Annotated in this window: 21 protein-coding genes and 2 pseudogenes; 14 read left to right on the top strand and 9 right to left on the bottom strand. The window is 65.3% G+C overall.

Going from position 1 to position 20768, the window contains the following annotated elements:
- The first annotated feature begins 3 nt into the window (after window positions 1-3).
- The 5 genes from gshB to QJT78_RS11160 all read left to right on the top strand — a co-directional run bounded on the left by gshB (window position 4) and on the right by QJT78_RS11160 (window position 5784).
- Window positions 4-948 carry a glutathione synthase gene (gene gshB / locus QJT78_RS11140; protein WP_028148786.1) on the top strand — a complete coding sequence of 315 codons (945 nt, stop codon included), beginning with the start codon at window positions 4-6 and terminating at the stop codon, window positions 946-948.
- A gap of 413 nt (window positions 949-1361) precedes the next feature.
- Window positions 1362-2177: a Flp pilus assembly protein CpaB gene (gene cpaB, locus QJT78_RS11145; RefSeq protein WP_014490823.1), complete on the top strand. Its 816-nt coding sequence runs from the start codon at window positions 1362-1364 to the stop codon at window positions 2175-2177.
- Between the two features lie 13 nt (window positions 2178-2190).
- Window positions 2191-3708, top strand: a complete 1518-nt coding sequence (locus QJT78_RS11150) for a type II and III secretion system protein family protein (protein WP_038944010.1) — start codon at window positions 2191-2193, stop codon at window positions 3706-3708.
- A gap of 52 nt (window positions 3709-3760) precedes the next feature.
- Window positions 3761-4495, top strand: coding sequence for a CpaD family pilus assembly protein (locus QJT78_RS11155; protein WP_028148784.1), 735 nt, complete (start codon window positions 3761-3763; stop codon window positions 4493-4495).
- Entirely contained in the window at window positions 4492-5784 is a 1293-nt protein-coding gene (locus QJT78_RS11160) for an AAA family ATPase (RefSeq protein ID WP_028148783.1), read from the top strand. Before QJT78_RS11155 ends, QJT78_RS11160 begins: the two co-directional genes overlap by 4 nt.
- An 80-nt stretch (window positions 5785-5864) precedes the next feature.
- Here the strand turns inward: QJT78_RS11160 and QJT78_RS11165 are convergent, their stop codons facing one another.
- Both QJT78_RS11165 and QJT78_RS11170 read right to left on the bottom strand, forming a co-directional pair.
- The gene (locus QJT78_RS11165) at window positions 5865-6638 is read right to left on the bottom strand and encodes a tetratricopeptide repeat protein (RefSeq protein ID WP_038944011.1); all 774 of its coding nucleotides are present in this window, start codon (window positions 6636-6638) and stop codon (window positions 5865-5867) included.
- A 79-nt stretch (window positions 6639-6717) separates the two neighbouring features.
- Window positions 6718-6963 carry a PilZ domain-containing protein gene (locus QJT78_RS11170; protein WP_027534981.1) on the bottom strand — a complete coding sequence of 82 codons (246 nt, stop codon included), beginning with the start codon at window positions 6961-6963 and terminating at the stop codon, window positions 6718-6720.
- A gap of 216 nt (window positions 6964-7179) precedes the next feature.
- Between QJT78_RS11170 and QJT78_RS11175 the strand changes: the two are divergent.
- The 5 genes and pseudogenes from QJT78_RS11175 to QJT78_RS11195 form a co-directional block, all read left to right on the top strand.
- Window positions 7180-7821 (top strand): annotated as a pseudogene (locus QJT78_RS11175) (magnesium chelatase domain-containing protein); the annotation flags it as partial.
- A 260-nt stretch (window positions 7822-8081) separates the two neighbouring features.
- Window positions 8082-8462: a hypothetical protein gene (locus QJT78_RS11180; RefSeq protein ID WP_038943464.1), complete on the top strand. Its 381-nt coding sequence runs from the start codon at window positions 8082-8084 to the stop codon at window positions 8460-8462.
- A gap of 73 nt (window positions 8463-8535) precedes the next feature.
- Window positions 8536-9441: pseudogene (locus QJT78_RS11185) on the top strand (ATP-binding protein); the annotation flags it as partial.
- Between the two features lie 109 nt (window positions 9442-9550).
- Window positions 9551-10024, top strand: coding sequence for a hypothetical protein (locus QJT78_RS11190; RefSeq protein WP_038943465.1), 474 nt, complete (start codon window positions 9551-9553; stop codon window positions 10022-10024).
- Between the two features lie 119 nt (window positions 10025-10143).
- Window positions 10144-12378, top strand: a complete 2235-nt coding sequence (locus QJT78_RS11195) for an ATP-binding protein (RefSeq protein ID WP_038975645.1) — start codon at window positions 10144-10146, stop codon at window positions 12376-12378.
- Between the two features lie 286 nt (window positions 12379-12664).
- Here QJT78_RS11195 and coaA read toward each other — a convergent pair whose 3' ends face one another.
- From coaA to hisB, 7 genes are all read right to left on the bottom strand, one after another.
- Window positions 12665-13621: a type I pantothenate kinase gene (gene coaA / locus QJT78_RS11200; RefSeq protein WP_028150152.1), complete on the bottom strand. Its 957-nt coding sequence runs from the start codon at window positions 13619-13621 to the stop codon at window positions 12665-12667.
- Between the two features lie 25 nt (window positions 13622-13646).
- A complete protein-coding gene (locus QJT78_RS11205) occupies window positions 13647-13967 on the bottom strand; it encodes a phosphoribosyl-ATP diphosphatase (protein ID WP_028150153.1) in 321 nt (106 codons plus the stop codon).
- A gap of 78 nt (window positions 13968-14045) precedes the next feature.
- Window positions 14046-14819 (bottom strand): imidazole glycerol phosphate synthase subunit HisF, encoded by a 774-nt coding sequence (hisF, locus tag QJT78_RS11210; RefSeq protein ID WP_028150154.1) that lies wholly within the window; start codon window positions 14817-14819, stop codon window positions 14046-14048.
- 10 nt (window positions 14820-14829) lie between these two features.
- On the bottom strand, window positions 14830-15567 hold the full coding sequence (gene hisA, locus QJT78_RS11215; protein ID WP_028150155.1) for a 1-(5-phosphoribosyl)-5-[(5-phosphoribosylamino)methylideneamino]imidazole-4-carboxamide isomerase: 738 nt from the start codon (window positions 15565-15567) through the stop codon (window positions 14830-14832).
- Window positions 15564-16214, bottom strand: a complete 651-nt coding sequence (gene hisH, locus QJT78_RS11220; protein WP_028150156.1) for an imidazole glycerol phosphate synthase subunit HisH — start codon at window positions 16212-16214, stop codon at window positions 15564-15566. Before hisH ends, hisA begins: the two co-directional genes overlap by 4 nt.
- Window positions 16211-16741, bottom strand: a complete 531-nt coding sequence (locus QJT78_RS11225) for a DUF2628 domain-containing protein (RefSeq protein ID WP_028150157.1) — start codon at window positions 16739-16741, stop codon at window positions 16211-16213. Before QJT78_RS11225 ends, hisH begins: the two co-directional genes overlap by 4 nt.
- Window positions 16742-16806: 65 nt before the next feature.
- Window positions 16807-17400 (bottom strand): imidazoleglycerol-phosphate dehydratase HisB, encoded by a 594-nt coding sequence (gene hisB / locus QJT78_RS11230; protein WP_028150158.1) that lies wholly within the window; start codon window positions 17398-17400, stop codon window positions 16807-16809.
- Between the two features lie 190 nt (window positions 17401-17590).
- Here hisB and hslV point away from each other — a divergent pair, with 190 nt between their 5' ends.
- The 4 genes from hslV to hslU are packed head-to-tail and all read left to right on the top strand — an operon-like array spanning window position 17591 to window position 20622.
- A complete protein-coding gene (hslV, locus tag QJT78_RS11235; RefSeq protein ID WP_028150159.1) occupies window positions 17591-18151 on the top strand; it encodes an ATP-dependent protease subunit HslV in 561 nt (186 codons plus the stop codon).
- A gap of 17 nt (window positions 18152-18168) precedes the next feature.
- Window positions 18169-18654: a GNAT family N-acetyltransferase gene (locus tag QJT78_RS11240; protein WP_028150160.1), complete on the top strand. Its 486-nt coding sequence runs from the start codon at window positions 18169-18171 to the stop codon at window positions 18652-18654.
- Entirely contained in the window at window positions 18651-19268 is a 618-nt protein-coding gene (locus QJT78_RS11245; RefSeq protein ID WP_028150161.1) for a DUF2585 domain-containing protein, read from the top strand. Before QJT78_RS11240 ends, QJT78_RS11245 begins: the two co-directional genes overlap by 4 nt.
- Window positions 19269-19317: 49 nt before the next feature.
- A complete protein-coding gene (gene hslU, locus QJT78_RS11250) occupies window positions 19318-20622 on the top strand; it encodes an ATP-dependent protease ATPase subunit HslU (protein ID WP_028150162.1) in 1305 nt (434 codons plus the stop codon).
- Window positions 20623-20768 lie beyond the last annotated feature (146 nt).

Consider the following 20768-nt stretch of genomic DNA (forward strand, 5'->3'; position numbering starts at 1 on the left):
ACCATGAAACTGAACGTCGCCGTCCAGATGGACCCCATCGCCCGTATCAACATCAAGGGCGATTCCACCTTTGCACTGCTCCTGGAGGCGCAGAAGCGCGGCCACGGCCTGTCCTATTACACGCCCGACAAGCTCTCGATGGTCGGCGAGGAGATCGTCGCGCCCATCCAGCTCCTGACCGTGCGCGACGAGCCCGGCGATCACTTCACGCTGGGCGAGCCCAGGCGCGAAGCGCTCAACGGCTTCGACGTGGTGCTGCTGCGCCAGGATCCGCCGTTCGATCTCGCCTACATCACCTCGACACATTTCCTGGAGCGCATCCATCCGAAGACGCTGGTCGTCAACGACCCGGCCTCGGTGCGCAACGCACCGGAAAAGCTGTTCGTGATGAACTTTCCGCAGCTGATGCCGCCGACGCTGATCTCGCGCGATCTCGACGAGATCAACGCCTTTCGCGACAAGCATGGCGCCGTCGTGATGAAGCCGCTGCACGGCCATGGCGGCGCAGCGGTGTTCCGCGTGATGCCGCAGGACATGAATTTCGGCTCGCTGTTCGACATGTTCTCGGTCACGTTCAAGGAGCCTTGGGTGATCCAGCAGTTCATCCCCGAGGTGAAGCACGGCGACAAGCGCATCATCCTCGTCAACGGCGAGTTCGCCGGCGCGGTCAACCGCGTGCCGGCCGCTGACGACCTCCGCTCCAACATGGTGCGTGGCGGCGCCGCGCAGGAGACCGAGCTCACGCCACGCGAGCGCGAGATCTGCGCCACCGTCGGCCCGGCGCTGCGCGAGCGCGGCCTGCTGTTCGTCGGCATCGATGTCATCAACGGCAACCTCACCGAGATCAACGTGACATCGCCGACGGGCATCCGCGCCATCGCGCGGCTCGGCGGCCCGGATGTCGCGGCGAAGGTCTGGGACGTAATCGAGCAGAAGCGGGCGAAGTAGCACCGGCCTGTAGCCCGGATGGAGCGCAGCGTAATCCGGGGTCGTGCAGCGCGCGGTGTGATCCCGGATTTCGCTGCGCTCCATCCGGGCTACGGACATCAATTGAAACACGAGGAACGACGCTCCTCCCCCTGAGGAGCGACTACCGCGCACGCTGCGCGAAGCGCCCATGACTAAACCACCCATTCACCATGACGCCGCGCGCATCGTTCGAACGAACGTCCCGTCCTGCGTGAATCTACGGGGCCATTGGCCGAGCGGATAACGCGACGTTCACCATCTGCCCAGAACGCGCATCGTCACGGGCCATCACACTCGGCCTCGCAACACCCCTTATACTTTTACTCCCTACTCATCGACGCAGGGGAACCCGCCACGTGCGGTTCGAGTGCCCCGCGTAAGAGTAGAAGCGTATGAACACCGCACGCATTGTCGTTCTCGTCATCGCGCTGGGCGCCGGCGGCGTCGCTGCGTATCTGGCGAGCGGCTTTGACAACAAGCCCGCGCCCGCCCTTCCCGTCGCCGAGAAGCTGCCGACGGTCGAGGTGCTGATCGCGAAGAACGACATTCAGCTCGGCCAGGCCGTGAAGCCCGAGGATCTGCAATGGCAGTCCTGGCCGGCGGCGACCGCGAGCAGCGCCTTCATCCGCCGCGACAGCAGACCCGACGCCCAGACCCAGATCGCGGGCTCGATCGCGCGCGTGCCATTGATGCAGGGCGAACCGATCCGCGAGCAGAAGCTGGTGAGGGCCGAGGGCTCGGGCTTCATGGCCGCGATCCTGCCCTCCGGCATGCGAGCCGTCTCCACCGAGATTTCAGCCGAGACCGGCGCCGGCGGCTTCATCCTGCCGAACGACCGCGTCGACATCGTTCTGACGCGGCGCCTGAAGAACCCCGATGGCGCCAACGGCGCGACCGGCGGCAACGACCTGATCCTGTCGGAGGTCATCCTGAGCAACATCCGTGTGCTCGCGATCGACCAGGCTCCCAAAGAAAAAGACGGCCAGAACGCCGTGCTCGGCAAGACCGTCACGCTCGAGCTCAAGCCGGACCAGGTCGCGACGCTGTCGGCCTCGCGCCAGGGCGGCACGCTGACGCTCGCGTTGCGAAGCATCGCCGATGCCAACGCGTCGGAGATTTCGATCGAAGACCTGGCGGCCAAGCGGCCCGGCGGCGTGAACGTGATCCGCTACGGGGTGCAGGCACGGCAACTGACGTCACAGAAGTGATGATGGGGACACCATGAACTACGGGGATGATCGGACGGGCCTGCGCATTCGGGGGAAGCGCGCGCGCTCGTTCTGGACGGGGGCGGTGCTGATGCTGGGGCTGATCGCAGCCCCCGACTTCGCCGGCGCGGCGGATGCGCCGGTCGGCGACCAGGCACCGATGCAGGCGCCGGATCTCGGCGTGTCGCCGGTTTCGACCATCGCGCCTGCGCGCACGCGCTCGCTGTCGCTCGGCGTCGGCAAGTCCGTCGTCATCGACCTGCCGCGCGAGGTCAAGGACGTGCTGGTGGCCGATCCCAAGATCGCCAATGCAGTGATCCGCTCGTCGCAGCGCGCCTATATCATCGGCGGCCAGGTCGGCCAGACCAACGTCGTGTTCTTCACCGCCGACGGCCAGCAGGTCGCCTCCTACGACATCGCGGTGAAGCGCGATCTCAACGGCATGCGCACGGCGCTGCGCCAGTCGCTGCCGGGCGTGCAGATCGAAGGCGTCGGCGACAGCGTGATGCTGACCGGCTCGGTGTCGAGCCCGATCGAGGCCCAGCAGGCCGGCGATGTCGCCGCAAAGCTCGTTGACGGCGCTGACAAGGTCGTCAATAACATCGTCGTGCGCGGCCGCGACCAGGTGATGCTCAAGGTCGTCGTCGGCGAAGTCCGCCGCGACATCGTCAAGCAGCTGGGCGTCGACCTCAGCGCCAGCCTGAATGCCGGCACGGCGGTCGTGAACTTCAACAACTCCAACCCGTTCTCGGTCAGCGGCGGACCGATCGTCGGCAGCAACGGGCTCGGCGTGGCCGGCCTCGCCAAGGGTGTCGCCACCGTCAGCGCCACGATGCGCGCGATGGAAAGCGCCGGCGTCATGCGTACACTGGCCGAACCGAGCCTGACCGCGATCTCGGGCGAATCCGCCACCTTCATCGCCGGCGGCGAATTCCCGATCCCTGCAGGCTATTCCTGCGATCCGGTCACCCACGTCTGTACCACCCAGGTCACCTACAAGAAGTTCGGCATCTCGCTGAACTTCACCCCGCTCGTGCTCAGCGAAGGCCGTATCAGCCTGCGCGTGATGACCGAGGTCTCGGAGCTGTCGAACACCAACGCGATCACGCTGACGCAGGCGGTGTCCTCGACCTCGAGCAACTCGATCACCATCCCCTCGGTCCAGACCCGCCGCGCCGAGACCACGCTGGAAATTCCCTCCGGAGGCTCGATGGCGATGGCCGGCCTTATCCAGCAGAAGACCAAACAGGCGATCAACGGCCTGCCCGGCGTCGACCAGGTGCCGATCATCGGCGCGCTGTTCCGCAGCCAGGATTTCGTCAACAACGAGACCGAGCTGATGGTGATCGTGACGCCCTATGTGGTGCGCGCGGTCGCCCAGAAGGAATTGTCGCGGCCAGACGACGGCTTTGCGCCGGCCTCGGACGCGCAGACGGCGCTGCTCGGCCGCATGAACCGGCTCTATGGCATCGCGCGCAGCGTCGATCCGATCGAAGGCAGCCGCGGCGATTTCGGCTTCATCATCGACTGAGACGGACGGTTTGGGGACCGGGACAAGAAACGGGGCAAGAGGGGACAAAGCGATGACGAAGATGATCGCCGATCGACGTCGCAAGCTGCGGATCGCGCTCGCGCTGACGGGGCTTTCCGTCATGCTCGGCGCCTGCAACACCACCGGCGACATCGTCACCCAGACGGTGCCGACCGACTATCGCCAGCGCCACCCGATCGCGGTGCAGGAAGCCAAGAAGTCGATCGTGATCTTCGTCGGCAAGGCGCGCGGCGGCCTCTCCACCGCGCAGCACGCGGACGTCGCGGGCATTGCCAGGGACTGGGTGCGCGAAGGCACCGGTTCCGTCGTCGTCGACGTGCCTAGCGACGCTGCGAATTCGCGCGCCGCGGCGGCGACCTATCACGAAATACGGTCGGTGCTCGCATCCGGCGGCGTGCCGTCGCGCGCCATCGTCCAGCATCCCTATCGCCCCGAGGATCCCGGCCTGCTGCCGACCATCCGCCTGAGCTATTCGAAGATCGCCGCGGTCGCCGGCCCCTGCGGGCTGTGGCCGGAAGACGTCGGTCCGAACATCCTCGACCCCGGCTACAACGAGAACCGGCCGTACTTCAATCTGGGCTGCGCCAGCCAGCGCAACCTCGCGGCCATGATCGACAACCCCGCCGACCTCGAGCAGCCGCGGGCGGAGACGCCCGCCTACACTGCACGGCGCGAGATCGCCTTCGAGCGCTACCGCAAAGGCATGGCGACCACGACCATGTATCCCGAGGCCGAAAAGGCCAAACTCAGCGACACCGGCAAATGACAAGTCTTCACGACGACGAAGAAGCGGACGACCCGCGGCACCCCGAGGACCACATTGCGCCGGTTCCTCGCATCTCGGTGCAGGCCTTTTGCGAGACCGAGCAGACTCTCGCCGCGATCACCGCGGCCGGGCAGGATCGCCGTCTCGCCAAGGCGCATCTCACCGCCAAGGGCGGCGGCCTTGCCGCGGCCATCGAAGTCTATGACACGATGCCGACGCCGAACGTCATCGTGATCGAATCCGACGGCACACGCGATATCCTCGAGGGCCTCGACGATCTCGCCGGCGTCTGCGATCCCGGCACACGCGTGGTCGTGATCGGCAACCCCAACGACACCGCACCCTATCGCGAGCTGGTCCGCCGCGGCGTCAACGACTACGTGGTGGGACCGGTCGAAACCCTCGACGTCGTCCGTTCGATCTGCAGCCTGTTCTCGGCGTCGGAAGCCATCATCACCGGCCGCGTCATCGCGGTGGTCGGCGCCAAGGGCGGCGTCGGTGCGTCCACGGTCGCGCACAACGTGGCCTGGACCATCGCGCGCGACCTCGCGCTCGATTCCGTCGTGATCGATCTCGACCTCGCCTTCGGCACCGCCGGCCTCGACTACAACCAGGACCCGGCGCAGGGCATTGCCAACGCGGTGCTCTCGCAGGACCGGCCGGACACGGCGCTGATGGAGCGCCTGCTCGCCAAATGCACCGAGCGCCTCAGTCTTCTCGCGGCGCCTGCCACGCTCGACCGCGTCTACGATTTCGGCGCCGAAGCTTTTGATGCGATCTTCGATACGCTGCGCATGACCACGCCCTGCATCGTGCTCGACGTTCCCCACCAATGGTCGGGCTGGACGCGCCGCGCGCTCGTCAATGCCGACGACATCGTGATCGTGGCCGAGCCCGATCTGGCCAATCTGCGCAACACCAGGAACATGCTGAGCGTGCTCAAAGCGGCACGGCCGAACGACCGTCCGCCGCTGTACTGCATCAACCAGGTCGGCATGCACAAGCGGGCGGAGATCGAGGTCAAGGCGTTCGCCAAGACCATGGAGAGCCAGCCGATCGCGGCGATCCCGTTCGACTCGAAACTGTTCTCGACCGCCGCCAATAACGGTCAGATGATCGCGGAGGTCTCCAAGAACCACCGCACCACCCTTCTGTTCCAGAACATGGCGAACCGCCTCGCCGGGCGTGGCGAGGTGAAGAAGCCGAAGCGCTCGCTGCTCGGGCCGCTCCTAAAGAGGCTCAAGGGCAGGGCGGGTCGCGGATCAGCCCCGCATCGCAAGGTGTCGTAAGGACGGAAGTGTTTTCGAGCGAAGTGGATACCGGTTCGCGCCAGCAAAACGCGTAAAAAAAGAATCCGGGCGAGGGCGGGCTATTTCTCCGCCCGCTGCTGCTTCTTCGCCAGCAACTGCCGCAGCGCCGTCACCTTTGCCGCGGCCTGATCCGGCGGCAGGTCGGCCTTCACGATGGTCTCGGCCTCGGCCTGCTTTCCCTGCAGTCCCACGACGAGCGCCAGATTGGCGCGCACGCGGGAATCGGCGCGATTGCGATCATAGGCGCGGCGCAGCGTTTCCTCGGCCCGCGGCAGATTGTTCTGGAGCATGTAGGACAGGCCGAGATTGGACAGAACCTGCGGCTCCTCGGGCACGATCTTCAGCGCCGCCGCATAATATTGCTGCGCCTCTTCGTTGCGACCGAGCTGATCGAGCGCCGCGCCTTGCGCCGACAGGATGCGCCAGTCGGGATCCTCAGGCGTATGCGCGCGGCTGAGCACATCGAAAGCCTGCTGGAAATTGCCGCTGTCGGCGAGCGCGCGGCCGTAGCCGGCGAGCAGCGCCTTGTTGCTGGGATGGGCAAGCACGGCCTGCTCCATCACCGCAACGGCCTGGGCGCGCTGGCCGGTCTCGCGCAGCGCCATGCCATATTCGAGCGCGACGTTGGGATCGGAAGGCTTGGCGCGATAGCGCTCGCGAAGCGCGTCCATGTCCGGCTTCGGATCGGCCCTGCCAGCCGTTTCCGACTTGCCGCCGAGCGCGCCGGTGATGTCCTCCAGACTCGTGGTCTGGCAGCCGCCGAGGGCAAGCATCACGAGCGCGGAAAGCAGGAATCTCGCCGGCGGAGAGGCAAGGGACGAACGCTTGGGCATACTCTGATCACTCGGCGACTGATCAGCGATGCTTACCGATTAACGCTAAAGTCCAGTTAAGGAACCCGGTCCGTCCGGCTTAATCGGTGAACTCGGCGCCGAATTCGCAGCCGATGCGCCAGCGCAGACGGCATTGGCGGGAATAATCGGGCGCGAAGATGATGGTGAATTGCGGCGGCACTTCCAGAAACTCCGCCACCACTTTCACGCCCCCATCCGAGATATCCGTGATCGTGCAATCCCTCGGCAGCGAGCCCGCGCCAAAGTGAATCTTGGCGAGCCGAGTGCACACCCGTCGTTCGCTTCTGCGGCGATTTGCAAGCATTTTGATTGTTCACTTGTTAGATCACGGCCCATCCCGCAGCTCTAGGAGTAGCGAACATTCGTTGGGATGTGCTGATGAGAGCCGCTCGCATTCGAGGCGTAGTGTCCGGACCCCGTTTACGATTGGTTAGGGTTTCGCGGCCTCTGGATATGTTCCCGTATTGTTCTTGCAGTGATTGGCCAGCTCTGCTACCCTTGATTGCATCAGGGGGCAGGCATGGTTCAGCGGGTTTCTACCGTCGCCTTTGAGGGGATCGAGGCCCGCGCGGTCGACGTGCAGGTGCAGGTCGCGCCCGGCCTGCCGGCGTTTGCCATCGTCGGCCTGCCGGACAAGGCGGTGTCGGAGGCACGGGAACGCGTCCGCTCGGCGCTGATTGCCTCGGGCCTGGCGCTGCCGGCGCGGCGGATCATCGTCAATCTGGCGCCGGCCGACCTGCCCAAGGAGGGCAGCCATTACGACCTGCCGATCGCGCTCGGGCTGATGGCCGCGATCGGCGCAATCCCGCCGGATGCGCTGACCGGTTTTACCGTTCTCGGCGAACTCGGTCTCGACGGCTCGATCGCGCCGGTGGCCGGCGTGCTTCCCGCCGCGATCGGCGCCAATGTGCGCGAGGAAGGCTTGATCTGTCCGGCAGCCTGCGGCTCGGAAGCGGCGTGGGCGAGCCCGGACATCCAGATCATCGCGGCACAATCGCTGATCCAGATCGCCAACCATTTCAAGGGCACGCAGGTGCTGTCGCGGCCCACGCCGCGCGTGCACGAGGTCGCCGCCTCCCCGCTCGACCTGCGCGACATCAAGGGCCAGGAGAGCGCCAAGCGCGCGCTGGAGATCGCGGCCGCCGGCGGACATCACCTGCTCAGGTCAGCGCCAGCCGAGAGGCCAAAATTATCGCTAGGGACACCGCGAACCAAGCGAGAACTATGAGCCTAACTGTGCTACTTTTGAGAGACGCGCTTGAGCAAGTCCTTCACCCACGGACACACCTGATGCCCAACGTACCAGCCTACTGCCCCAATTGCGGGGCGATTTTTCCGGCTCCAATCTCCTTGGGGGGTGGCGCCAGGATAGTTATCGAAAACTGCGTCACTAACTGTCCGCGGTGCGGCCATATCGCGAGCATGGACGGCGAGTTCGTAGGGCTCGAGAACGCTATTCACATCATTCGAAGCGCATCGGTGACGCCCGAGCGCCTACAGGCGTTCGCCAAGCTCCTGCGGGACGTTTACGATCAGAAGGTGCCCCTTGAGGAGGCCAAAGGGCGCGCAGAGAACATTGACCCCGCGCTGGGCAAAGCGGTCGATAGCCTGCAGAACAGCGGCAGCAAGGGTGCGCTCAAAGCACTTGTTGTCGGACTGATTTTTGCGCTCTCCCAGTGCAAATACGACGTCAAAGTGTCTATGGATGTGAACGAGTTGATCCAACAGCTGTCCCGCAAGGACCCCAAGGAAATCGTTACGCAAATCCCCATGCCGAAGCCTGATCCGAGGCGCGTGCTTTAGGCGCAGGCCCACCACGTTGCGTGAGGGTAAGAAGCGTGCATGGCAGGCATACCGCTTTTGCCATTGAAGAAATCACATGCTCATGATCGGCGCGCCCGGCGCCGGCAAGTCGATGCTGGCGGCGCGCCTGCCCTCGATCCTGCCGCCGCTGTCGCCGGGCGAATTGCTCGAAGTCTCCATGATCGCCTCCGTCGCCGGCGAGATCGAGGGCGGCGCGTTGACCGCGCGGCGGCCGTTCCGTTCGCCGCATCATTCCGCCAGCATGGCCGCGCTCACCGGCGGCGGCATCCGCGCGAAACCCAGCGAGATCTCGCTCGCGCATCAGGGCGTGCTGTTCCTCGACGAGCTGCCCGAATTCGATCCGCGCGTGCTGGATTCGCTGCGCCAGCCGCTTGAGAACGGCGAGGTCTCCGTCTCCCGCGCCAATCATCGCGTGACTTATCCTGCGCGCTTCATGCTGGTCGCGGCGATGAATCCGTGCCGCTGCGGCAATGCGTTCGAGCCCGGCTATTCGTGCAAGCGCGGCCGCATCGACCGCTGCACCGGCGACTACCAGGCGCGCATCTCCGGTCCGCTGATGGACCGCATCGATTTGCGCATCGAGGTTCCCGCGGTGACCGCAGCGGATCTGATCCTGCCGCCGCCGGCGGAAGGCTCGGCCGAAGTCGCCGCGCGCGTGGCAGCCGCGCGCGACATCCAGCTCGCGCGTTACGCGGATGCGGGCCTGCCGCATGTTCGCACCAATGCCGAGGCGCCGGCCTCGGTGTTGGAAGACGTCGCCAAGCCGGATGCGCAAGGCGCCAAATTGCTGCGCGACGCCGCCGAGACCATGCGGCTGTCGGCGCGCGGCTATCACCGCGTGCTGCGGGTGGCCCGCACGCTCGCCGATCTCGACGGCGCCGACAAGATCGGCCGGCTGCATCTCGCCGAAGCGCTGTCCTACCGCGCACTCGCGGAGGATGTGCGGCAGATGGCCTGATCATTCCGCGCATCAACCCGGCGGTAACGAGTTTCCTTTACGCTCTGCAAACCATAAGGCCCACGCGTTCCCAGTACGAGTCCACACCGGGCCGGGCGAGTAGAGTGTCATGTTGCGTTTCAAGATCCTGGCCTCGGTTGTTCCCCTGTTGGCGGCCGCGGTGTTCGCCCGCGGCGAGATCGGACCGGTCTCGCATCCCTGCATCGCGCTGGGCGAGACTTCAGTCGAGCTGACATCCCTGTTCTGGACGGCCGGCGTCCATGTCGCCTTCACCGACGATCTGTCGCGGGCCACGGTGCGGGTTCAGATCACCGACGATCCGGACGCGGCGGACTTCGCGGTCGTGGACGACGGTCTCGGCTCCGAAACGGATTCCTGTCAGGCCAATCCGGCGACGCGCCTCGTCACGATAGCCGCGGAGCCCGTCGACGGCGGCCCGGTGATTTACCTGTCCACCGACGGGCCGGCCCATTACCGCATCTATGTGCGCTCGAAGACCTTTTCGCAGCGCGAGGCCGCGGCGCTGATCGTCGGCGCCAATGGCGGCCACCGCCCGCTCCCGCTCCAGGCCGCCTCGCTCTGAAGCGTTAACACCTCGTCAACCCTGTTTGGAGGCCGACCCAAAGCCTCAAGCTGTTCGCAAGGTCGGCGAGACATCGTCGCAATTGGCGACGCGGGGTTTCGGAGCAAGAGTCGGGGTCGATGGCGATGGATCGGACGTTCCGGATCAAGGTGCGCATGCGCCGCTTCAGGCGACAGCATCCCCGCATCGCGTTCGCGATCCGCTCCTTCATGATCTTCTCGGCGACGTTCGGCGGCGCCTATGGCTTCGTCTCCGGCAGCCGCTCCGAGAACTCCGGCTACGATCCCAATACGTTTGCGGTCGGCGCGAGCTTCCTGTTCGCGCTCGCCTGCCTCGGCCTCGCCACGCTCAGCATGCGGCTGCGCTTCGTCAACAAGCGGATGCGTAAGCTCGCCGCCCACAACGAGACACTGATCGATCGCAATTGGGAACTGAAGGAGGCGGAGGAACGCGCGCGCAGCCTGTTCGAACAGCAGGGTGACCTGATCGTGCTGCGCGACCATCAGGGCCGCATCACCTTCGCCAACGACGCCTATTGCGCGCTCGCAGGACAGGCGCGCAGCGTGCTGGTCGGCACGCGCTTCGATTTCGACATCCTCGAGCAGGGCGACAGCGCCCGCGAAAGCAACGGCACGCGCATTCACGACCAGAGGATCACCACCCCGCACGGCGCGCGCTGGATCGCCTGGCGCGAGGGCTATGTCCGTCTCGATGCCGGCCAGCCCGCCGAACTGCAGAGCGTCGGACGCGACGTCACCGACCGCACCGAGACCGAGCGCGCGCTGTCGGACGCGCGCGACCAGGCCGATGCCGCCAACCGCGCCAAGTCGCGCTTCCTCGCGATGGCCTCGCATGAGATCCGCACGCCGCTCAACGGCATCATCGGCATGGGCGGCCTGTTGCTCGACACCACACTGACGCCGGAGCAAACGACCTATGCCAGGGCGGTGAAAACCTCCGGCGAAGCCTTGATGGCGCTGATCGAGGAACTGCTCGACTATTCCAAGATCGAGGCCGGCAAGCTCGATCTCGACCAGCGCCCCTTCGCGCTCTCGACCATGATCGAGGAGATCACCGAGCTGCTCGCACCGCGCGCGCAGGCAAAGACGCTCGAGATCGCCGCCTATGTCGACGAGCGCCTGCCGCTCGAGGTTGTCGGCGACGCCGCGCGGTTGCGCCAGGTGCTGCTCAACCTCGCCGGCAACGCCATCAAGTTCACCGCGACCGGCGGCGTCGCACTGATCGTCGAACCCGGCATCTGGCCGAACGAAATCAGTTTTCTGGTGCGCGACACCGGCATCGGCATCGCACCCGAGGCGCGAACGCGCATCTTCCGCGAGTTCGAGCAGGCCGACGAGCGCGTCGCCCGCACCTATGGCGGCACCGGGCTCGGCCTTGCCATCAGCGAGCGCATCGTCAAGCGCATGGGCGGCCGCATCACCCTGGAGAGCGAGCCGGGCAAGGGCTCGACCTTCGAGGTCGCGATCCCGCTTGCGCGATCGCAATCCGGCGCGGGACAGACGGCGTTTCCAAGCCCTGATCTCACCGGCAAGTCGATCCTCCTCATTTCCGATGGCATCGAGGCCTCGCTGATCGCGCGGCGGCTGGAGCGCTGGGGCGGCCAGACCTGCCTCGTCTCGGATGGCGCCGTCGCAGAGGCGCTGCTGCCGGAGCGCTCATGGCATGCGGTGCTGGTCGATCGTGCGATCGGCGCCGCCATCGCCGACCATCTCGGCGAGGCCGCGCGCAAGCATACGGCGCAGCGACTGGTGCTGCTGACGTCGAGCTCGCGCCACGAGAAATTTTCAGCTTCCTTCACCGGCTTCCTGATCAAGCCGCTGCGCGCGGCTTCGCTCGCGGCACGTCTCGCGCTGACGCCGGAGGTCCCCTCGCCCGAACTGGCGCCGGAGCCGCCGGCCGCCTCCCCCACCGGCGTCGTAACGGCAAAGGGCCTGTCGATCCTCGTCGCCGAGGACAACGAGATCAACGCGCTGCTGATGCGCTCGCTGCTGACCAAGCTCGGCCACCGCGTCGTCATCGCCGTTCATGGCGAGGCGGCGCTGGAATCCTGGCTTGCCGCGTCATCCGCCGGCACACCCTACGATCTCGTGTTGATGGACATCCAGATGCCGCAGCTCGACGGCATCGAGGCGACGAAACGCATCCGCACGCATGAGGCCGCCAAAGGCGGCCACCACACGCCGATCCTCGCGCTCACCGCCAATACGCTGGTGGAGGATCGCTATGCCTGTTTCGAGGCGGGCATGAACGGGTTTCTGATCAAGCCGCTCGACCGCGACAAGCTTGACGAGGCGCTGGCCGGGCTGGCCGCGGCGCGGCATCTGGCGGTGTAGGAAGGTCTCTCCTCCGTCATTGCGAGGAGCCCTTGCGACGAAGCAATCCAGAATCCCCCGCGGAAAGATTCTGGATTGCTTCGCTGCGCTCGCAATGACGATGTGGCTGCAGGCGTGCGCCAATCGCCAATGCCGTAGGGTGGGCAAAGCCAACGGGTCGCGCGAATGCGCGCCCGATGACAGGCTCCGCGTGCCCACCATTCACGTTCAAAATGGAGATAGACGGTGGGCACGGCGCTTCGCGCCTTTGCCCACCCTACGATACCACGGCACACGGCACCGCGGCCTATAGCCGTCGCAGCGCCACACTCGCCACGGTGTGGTCGGCACCCTTCTTCAGGATCAGCGTCGCGCGGGGGCGGGTCGGAAGGATGTTGTCCTCGAGATTGGCGAGGTTGGTGCGTTCCCAGATCGCGATCGCGGTGGCGGTGGCTTCCTCGTCCGACAACAGCGCGTAGCGGTTGAAGTAGGATTTTGGATTGGTGAACGCCGTGTCACGCAGCGCCAGGAAGCGCTTGATGTACCATTGCCGCAGCGCCGCCTCGTCAGCGTCGATATAGACCGAGAAATCGAAGAAGTCGGAGACGACGGGCACCGCCTTGCCGTCGCGCGGCAGCTTGCCGGTCTGCAGCACGTTGACGCCCTCGACGATCAGGATGTCGGGCTGGTCGATCTCGGCCCACTGGTTGGGCACGATGTCGTAGGTCAGATGCGAATAGACCGGCGCGCGCACGTGGCGGCGGCCGGCCTTGATGTCGGAAAGGAAGCTGAGCAGCAGCGGCAGGTCGTAGCTCTCCGGAAAGCCCTTCTTCTGCATGATGCCCTGCCGCTCCAGCACGGCGTTGGGATACAGAAATCCGTCGGTGGTGATCAGTTCGACCTTCGGACGCGGCGACCAGCGCGCCAGCAGCGCCTGAAGCACGCGGGCCGTGGTGGATTTTCCGACCGCGACCGAGCCGGCGACGCCGATGATGTAGGGCATCTTGCGGTCGCGGATGTTGAGGAACTGGCGCTCCGCGTAGTACAGGCGCTGCATCGCATCGACATAGATCGACAGGAGGCGCGACAGCGGCAGGTAGATGTCCTCGACCTCCTGCAAGTCCAGGCGATCGTGCAGTGAGCGCAGCCGGTCGAACTCGCCGGGCTCCAGCGTCATCGGCGTGTCGTCGCGCAGTCGCGACCACTGCTCGCGCGTATAGACGCGGTACGGATTATACTGCTGCTCGGGTGCGCGGATATCCATGACGCGACCTTTCCGTTGGGATCTACTAACCCTTGCGGGACGCCTTTTCTTCCAATCCGGACATATTCGTCCGCTTGTCCAGCGCGGCCTCGACCTCCTCCAGCTTTACGCCGCGGGCCTTGAGCAGCACAAGGAAGTGATAGAGCAGGTCGGCACTTTCAGCGATCAGATGCGCGCGATCGTTTTCGACTGCTGCGATTACGGTTTCGACTGCCTCCTCGCCGAACTTCTTGGCGCAATGCTCGGCGCCCTTGTCCAGGAGCTTGCGGGTATAGGACGCCTCGCCGCCGGCCGCCGCGCGGGCGTCGATGGTGTCGGCCAGATCGTGGATCGTGAAACGCGACATCGGAATTACTCGAAAACACACAAGGCCACGGAGGCCATTCCCCGCAGGCCTATGTAGCATTTTTATGATCGGGAGTCGTCAGGCATCGAGGCGCATGGCCAGTCCGCGCCGGGCCATGTGCTCCTTGGCTTCGCGAATGGTGAATTCCCCGAAATGGAAGATCGAGGCGGCCAGCACAGCCGTGGCGTGGCCGTCGCGGATACCGTCGACGAGATGATCGAGATTGCCGACGCCGCCCGAGGCGATCACCGGAACGGGAACGCTGTCGGCGATCGCCCGGGTCAGCGGGATGTCGAAGCCCTGCCGGGTGCCGTCGCGGTCCATGGAGGTGAGCAGGATTTCACCGGCACCGAGCGAGACCACTTCCTGGGCATATTCGATGGCATCGATGCCGGTCGAGTTGCGCCCGCCATGGGTGAAGATCTCCCAGCGATCGCCGCCCGGACGCTTGACCCGCTTGGCGTCGATCGCGACCACCACGCATTGTTCGCCGAATTTTTCGGCGGCTTCCTTGACGAACTCGCGCCGCGACACCGCGGCGCTGTTGATCGAGACCTTGTCGGCGCCGGCGCGCAGGAGCGTCTTGATGTCGTCAACCTTGCGCACGCCGCCACCGACGGTCACGGGCATGAAGCAGGCCTCCGCCGTACGCCGGACCACGTCCAGCATGATGCCGCGGTTCTCGTGGGTCGCGGTGATGTCGAGGAAGGTGAGCTCGTCGGCACCGGCGGCGTCATAGGCGATCGCGGCTTCGACGGGATCGCCGGCATCGCGCAGGTCGACGAAGTTGACGCCCTTGACGACCCGGCCGTCCTTGACGTCGAGGCAGGGGATCACGCGCACCTTGAACATGTGTCGGCTCCTAGGCGGTGCGCGCGTTGCGGATCAAGGTGAGGGCGGCGGCGGGATCGAGCCGGCCATCGTAAAGCGCGCGGCCGGCGATCGCGCCGGCGAGCTTCCTGGCGCGCGGCGTCAGCATCGCCTTGACGTCTTCGATCGAGGCGAGGCCGCCTGAGGCGATCACGGGAATCGAGATCGCATCCGCCAGCGCGATGGTCGCATCGAGGTTGAGGCCCTTGAGCAGGCCGTCGCGCGCGATGTCGGTGAAGATGATGGCGGCAACGCCGGCATCCTCGAAACGCTGCGCGATTTCCAGCACCGTCACCTGCGAGGTCTCGGCCCAGCCTTCGACGGCGACCTTGCCGTCACGGGCATCGAGCCCGACCGCGACGCGGCCGGGGAATTTCCTTGCAGCCGCCTTCACCAGTTCAGGGTCGCGCACCGCGGCGGTGCCGATGATGACGCGGGTGATACCCTTGTCGAGCCAGGCTTCGACGGTCGCGAGATCGCGAATGCCGCCGCCGAGCTGCACCGGGATCTTGATCGTCTTGAGCATCGCCTCGACCGCCTGCGCGTTCACCGGCTTGCCGGCAAAGGCGCCGTCGAGATCGACGACATGGAGATACTCGAAGCCCTGTTCGACAAAGCTCTGCGCTTGCGCTGCGGGATTGAGGTTGAACACGGTCGCGCGCGCCATGTCGCCTTGCTCGAGGCGCACGCACTGGCCGTTCTTGAGATCGATCGCGGGAAAGAGAATCACGGTTTCCATCGCAAAAAGTTCGAGATCAGGGCCAGGCCGAAACGCTGGCTCTTCTCGGGGTGGAATTGGGTGCCGATGGCGGTGTCCTTCGCGACGATCGCGGTGACGGGTCCACCGTAATCGGCGCGCGCGAGCACGTCCGCCTCGTTGGCGGCGTTGAGGTGGTAGGAGTGCACGAAATAGGCGTGCTGCCCCTTGGGACCGAGCGGCAGCCTGTCCAGCACCGGATGCTCGCGCAGCAGGTCGAGCGTGTTCCAGCCCATGTGCGGGATCTTCAGGCTCTCGTCGCGCGGCATGATCTTCTCGACGTCGCCGCCGACCCAGTTCAGGCCCTCGGTGATGACGTGTTCCTTGCCGCGGCTCGCCATCAGCTGCATGCCGACGCAAATACCAAAGAAGGGCCGCGCCTTGACGCGCACCGCTTCGGTGATCGCCTCGACCATGCCGTTGACGGCATCGAGCCCGCGCCGGCAATCGGCGAAGGCGCCGACGCCCGGCAGCACCAGACGGTCGGCGCCGTAGGCCTGATCCGGATCGCTGGTGACGAAGACCTTTTGCGGAATCTCCAGGCTGCGCGCGGCGCGCTCGAATGCCTTGGCGGCGGAATGCAGATTGCCTGAACCGTAATCGATGATCGCGACGCTCATCTTGACCCTCCCGGTTCTGGAAACAATCCAATGATGCCGCCCGACGGCAGCGGTGGCGGATTCGAGAATTGCTGACCCGGCACGTTGCGGGTTGGCGGCGGGCCGCCTCGATCGACGGCCCATTGATCGTTGACGATGCCGCGCTGCTTCTGGCTCCAGCGCTCGAAGAACCGCCGCTCGGCGGTGTCCTCGTCGTCGGAGATGACGACGTCGAGCTGGCGCCACTTGCCGCGCGACAGCGTCCAGCGGCGCAGGCTCGAGGCCTCGAAACCCATCAGCACCGCGATGATCATATTGGCCAGGAAGATCGAGCTGCGGCCAACGCCGAGGCTATGCAGCCCTGCATCGAATGCAGCCAGGAAAATCACCCAGCCGATCAGCGCCAGCCAGAGCCTGTTCCAGAGCAGCCAGAACGGACCCAAAACCATCGCCCAGAAATGAAAACCGTCGCGCACGAAGACGAACTTGTCGGTCGCGCGCAGATCGGCTCCGGCAGGGGAGGGAGCATGAACTGTGTAGACAGGCATGGTGATGCCCCGTTCCTAGGAATTCAGTGATACCGCAAGCGGCGCGTGCCGCGGGCCGAAAGACGTCAGCCGCCGAGCGAACCCTTGGTGGACGGGATTTCGCCCACGGCCTTCGGATCGATCGCGACGGCAGTGCGCAGCGCCCGCGCCAGGCCCTTGAAGCAGGACTCGGCGATATGGTGGCTGTTATCGCCATATAGGGTCTCGACGTGGAGAGTCACGCCGGCGTTCATGGCGAAGGCCTGGAACCACTCGCGCACCAGCTCGGTATCGAACTCGCCGATCTTGTCGCGGGGGAAGTCGGCCTTGAACACCAGGAACGGACGGCCCGAGATGTCGATGACCACGCGCGACAGCGTCTCGTCCATGGGCATGTGCACGCCGGCATAGCGGGTGATGCCCGCCATGTTGCCGAGCGCCTGCTTGACCGCCTGGCCGAGCGCGATGCCGGTGTCTTCGGTGGTATGGTGATGATCAATGTGCAAATCGCCAACCGCCTTGACCGTGAGGTCGATGCGGGAATGGCGGGCGAGGAGATCGAGCATATGGTCGAAAAAGCCGATGCCGGTCGCGATATTGGACACGCCGGTGCCATCGAGGTTCACGGTGACCTCGATGTCGGTTTCCTTGGTCTTGCGCTTGATCGTCGCGGTGCGCATTGAAAAGCGGTTTCCATTCTGGTTTTGGACCGAAAACGGCGGTCTTTTAACAGTCAAATGACGCCTTCGCTACTGCGGGAACGGCTGGCCGGGCCTCTACTTCTGCCTATGGTGAGCGAAATGGGCCCGGAGCGGCCCGTTGTACGGTCGGTCCGGACCGCCTAAATCAGGTCCGACAACGAGGTATTTGATGCAGGATTCCCAGAACAGCGCGCCGGGCTGGCACGGCACCACGATTTTGACGGTCCGCAAGGGCGGCAAGGTGGTGATCGGCGGCGACGGCCAGGTCTCGATCGGCCAGACCGTGATCAAGTCCAACGCCAAGAAGGTGCGAAAACTCGGCAAGGGCGACGTGATCGGCGGCTTTGCCGGCGCCACGGCCGACGCCTTCACGCTCTTCGAGCGGCTCGAATCCAAGCTCGAGCAGTATCCGGGGCAGCTGACCCGGGCTGCGGTGGAGCTCGCCAAGGACTGGCGGACCGACCGCTATCTGCGCCGCCTGGAGGCCATGATGATCGTGGCCGACAAGGACGTCTCCCTGGTCCTGACAGGCACCGGCGACGTGCTGGAGCCCGAGGCCGGGGTCATGGCGATCGGCTCCGGCGGCAATTACGCCCTGGCCGCCGCGCGGGCCTTGATCGACACCGACAAGGATGCCGAGACCATCGTCCGCCGCTCCCTCGATATCGCCGCCGACATCTGCGTCTACACCAACCGCAATCTGACCATCGAAAGCCTGGCGACCGGCTAGGCCAGACCGAACAGGACATGGCGCCCGCCTACACCTTCCGCCCGATGAGCCCGGCCGATTTGCCGCTGATCCGGCGGTGGCTGGGCGAGGCGCATGTGCGGGAATGGTGGGGCGATCCGGACGAGCAGTTTGCGCTCGTGGGCGGCGATCTCGATGAGCCGGCGATGGACCAGTTCATCGTGTTGGCCGGCACCCACCCGTTCGGCTATCTTCAATGCTATCGCCTGACAGCCTGGAATACCGGCTTTGGGCCGCAACCGGAGGGCACCCGTGGGATCGACCAGTTCATCGGCGAAAGCGACATGATCGCGCGCGGCCACGGCTCCGCGTTCATCCGCCAGTTCGTCGACGGCCAGTTGCGGCAGGGCCTGCCACGCATCGTCACCGATCCCGATCCGCTCAACGCACGTGCCGTGCGCGCCTATGAGAAGGCCGGCTTCGTCCGCGACCGCATGGTCGAGACGCCGGACGGGACGGCGCTGCTGATGGTGCGCGAGCCGTGACGCTGACCAGCACACACGAGAGCAAGGTCGCCGTACCGCCATTGGCCTGGGTCGGCATCGCACTGCTGCTGCTGGCGCTGCAGGCCTCGATCCTGTTCGCGATGGGACGGGTGCCGATCTGCACCTGCGGCTATGTAAAGCTCTGGCATGGCGTGGTGAACAGCTCCGAAAATTCGCAGCACATCACGGACTGGTACACCTTCTCTCACATCCTGCATGGCTTCCTGTTCTACGGCTTGACTTGGCTGCTGTTCGCGCGCCTGCCCTTCCTACAACTGTCCTGGCCGGCACGGCTGATCGTCGCCATGCTGATCGAAGGCGCCTGGGAGATCGTCGAGAACTCGCCCTTCATCATCGAACGCTACCGTGCCGGCACGATCTCGCTGGATTATTTCGGCGACAGCATCGTCAATTCGATTTCTGACAATCTGGCCATGATGATGGGGTTCCTCGCCGCGCGCGTGCTGCCAGTCTCGGTGACCGTCCTGCTCGGGCTCGCCTTCGAGATCATGCTCGCGCTTCACATTCGCGACAATCTGACGCTCAATATCCTGATGCTGATCCATCCGATCGACGCCGTGAAACAGTGGCAATCGGGCCCGCCCATCATCTGACGTAAAATGCGGCTTGTCCCGACCCGCATCTGATCCTAGCTAAGGTCCCATGACAGACTTCTCCCCCCGCGAAATCGTCTCCGAACTCGACCGTTTCATCGTCGGCCAGGCCGATGCCAAGCGCGCGGTCTCGATCGCGCTGCGCAACCGCTGGCGGCGGCAGCAGCTCTCCGGCTCCTTGCGCGAAGAGGTACTCCCGAAGAACATCTTGATGATCGGCCCCACCGGCGTCGGCAAAACGGAGATCGCGCGACGGCTCGCCAAGCTCGCGAATGCGCCGTTCCTGAAGGTGGAAGCGACGAAATTCACCGAGGTCGGCTATGTCGGCCGCGACGTCGAGCAGATCGTGCGCGATCTCGTCGAGGTCGCGATCGCCCAGGTGCGTGAGCGCAAGCGCAAGGACGTGCAGGCACGCGCGCAACTCGCCGCCGAGGAGCGCGTGCTCGACGCGCTGGTCGGCGCCAATTCCAGCCAGGCAACGCGCGAATCGTTCCGCAAGAAGCTGCGCGCCGGCGAGCTCAACGACAAGGAAATCGAGATCGAGACGCAGTCCTCGGGCGGCGGCATGCCGATGTTCGAGATCCCGGGCATGCCCGGCGCGCAGATGGGCGCGGTGTCGCTCGGCGACATCTTCGGCAAGCTGGGTGGGCGCAGCAAGACGCGGCGACTGACGGTGGAGAACTCGCACGAGATCCTCGTCAATGAGGAATCCGACAAGCTGCTGGATACCGACCAGCTCACGCTGGAAGCGATCAGCGCGGTCGAGAACAACGGCATCGTGTTCCTGGACGAGATCGACAAGATCTGCGCACGCGACGGCCGGGTCGGCGGCGACGTCTCGCGCGAGGGCGTGCAGCGTGACCTGCTGCCGTTGATCGAGGGCACCACGGTCTCGACCAAGCACGGCGCGGTGAAGACCGATCACATCCTGTTCATCGCGTCCGGCGCCTTCCACGTCGCGAAACCGTCCGACCTGTTGCCGGAATTGCAGGGCCGCCTGCCGATCCGCGTCGAACTGCAGGCACTGACCCGCGACGACATGCGGCGCATCCTGACCGAGCCCGAGGCCTCGCTGATCAAGCAATATATCGCGTTGCTGCAGACCGAGGGCGTGACGCTCGACATCACCGCCGACGCCGTCGACGCGCTCGCCGACGTCGCGGTCGCCGTCAATTCGACGGTCGAGAACATCGGCGCGCGGCGACTTCAGACCGTGATGGAACGGGTGCTGGACGAAATCTCCTTCACCGCCCCCGACCGCAGCGGCGAGACCGTCAAGGTCGATGCGGACTTCGTGCAGAAGCACGTCGGCGACCTCGCCAAGAACGCGGATCTGAGCCGGTTCATTTTGTAATTCGGCGCTGCCGCGCTATTGATGCCGCTGTCGTCCCTGCGAAAGCAGGGACCCATAACCACCAGCGGCTCTTGTTGAAACAGATGGCGACCACGATCCCGGCTCGAACGACTTCCTGTGGTTATGGGTCCCGGATCTGCGCTCGC

Origin of the sequence: Bradyrhizobium sp. Mp27 (assembly GCF_029953005.1) — a bacterium.
Taxonomy (GTDB): Bacteria; Pseudomonadota; Alphaproteobacteria; order Rhizobiales; family Xanthobacteraceae; genus Bradyrhizobium; species Bradyrhizobium barranii.

What these genes read in the sequence shown, in the direction of transcription:
- QJT78_RS11155 (WP_028148784.1), top strand. Translation starts at nt 3,761, where the DNA reads ATGACGAAGATGATCGCCGATCGACGTCGCAAGCTGCGGATCGCGCTC.
- coaA (WP_028150152.1), bottom strand. Translation starts at nt 13,621, where the DNA reads ATGGATATCCGCGCACCCGAGCAGCAGTATAATCCGTACCGCGTCTAT.
- QJT78_RS11180 (WP_038943464.1), top strand. Translation starts at nt 8,082, where the DNA reads ATGGACGGCGAGTTCGTAGGGCTCGAGAACGCTATTCACATCATTCGA.
- cpaB (WP_014490823.1), top strand. Translation starts at nt 1,362, where the DNA reads ATGAACACCGCACGCATTGTCGTTCTCGTCATCGCGCTGGGCGCCGGC.
- hisH (WP_028150156.1), bottom strand. Translation starts at nt 16,214, where the DNA reads ATGAGCGTCGCGATCATCGATTACGGTTCAGGCAATCTGCATTCCGCC.
- QJT78_RS11205 (WP_028150153.1), bottom strand. Translation starts at nt 13,967, where the DNA reads ATGTCGCGTTTCACGATCCACGATCTGGCCGACACCATCGACGCCCGC.
- QJT78_RS11150 (WP_038944010.1), top strand. Translation starts at nt 2,191, where the DNA reads ATGAACTACGGGGATGATCGGACGGGCCTGCGCATTCGGGGGAAGCGC.
- QJT78_RS11160 (WP_028148783.1), top strand. Translation starts at nt 4,492, where the DNA reads ATGACAAGTCTTCACGACGACGAAGAAGCGGACGACCCGCGGCACCCC.
- hslV (WP_028150159.1), top strand. Translation starts at nt 17,591, where the DNA reads ATGCAGGATTCCCAGAACAGCGCGCCGGGCTGGCACGGCACCACGATT.
- QJT78_RS11165 (WP_038944011.1), bottom strand. Translation starts at nt 6,638, where the DNA reads ATGCCCAAGCGTTCGTCCCTTGCCTCTCCGCCGGCGAGATTCCTGCTT.
- QJT78_RS11240 (WP_028150160.1), top strand. Translation starts at nt 18,169, where the DNA reads ATGGCGCCCGCCTACACCTTCCGCCCGATGAGCCCGGCCGATTTGCCG.
- hisF (WP_028150154.1), bottom strand. Translation starts at nt 14,819, where the DNA reads ATGTTCAAGGTGCGCGTGATCCCCTGCCTCGACGTCAAGGACGGCCGG.
- gshB (WP_028148786.1), top strand. Translation starts at nt 4, where the DNA reads ATGAAACTGAACGTCGCCGTCCAGATGGACCCCATCGCCCGTATCAAC.
- QJT78_RS11190 (WP_038943465.1), top strand. Translation starts at nt 9,551, where the DNA reads ATGTTGCGTTTCAAGATCCTGGCCTCGGTTGTTCCCCTGTTGGCGGCC.
- QJT78_RS11225 (WP_028150157.1), bottom strand. Translation starts at nt 16,741, where the DNA reads ATGCCTGTCTACACAGTTCATGCTCCCTCCCCTGCCGGAGCCGATCTG.
- QJT78_RS11170 (WP_027534981.1), bottom strand. Translation starts at nt 6,963, where the DNA reads ATGCTTGCAAATCGCCGCAGAAGCGAACGACGGGTGTGCACTCGGCTC.
- QJT78_RS11195 (WP_038975645.1), top strand. Translation starts at nt 10,144, where the DNA reads ATGGCGATGGATCGGACGTTCCGGATCAAGGTGCGCATGCGCCGCTTC.
- hslU (WP_028150162.1), top strand. Translation starts at nt 19,318, where the DNA reads ATGACAGACTTCTCCCCCCGCGAAATCGTCTCCGAACTCGACCGTTTC.
- hisB (WP_028150158.1), bottom strand. Translation starts at nt 17,400, where the DNA reads ATGCGCACCGCGACGATCAAGCGCAAGACCAAGGAAACCGACATCGAG.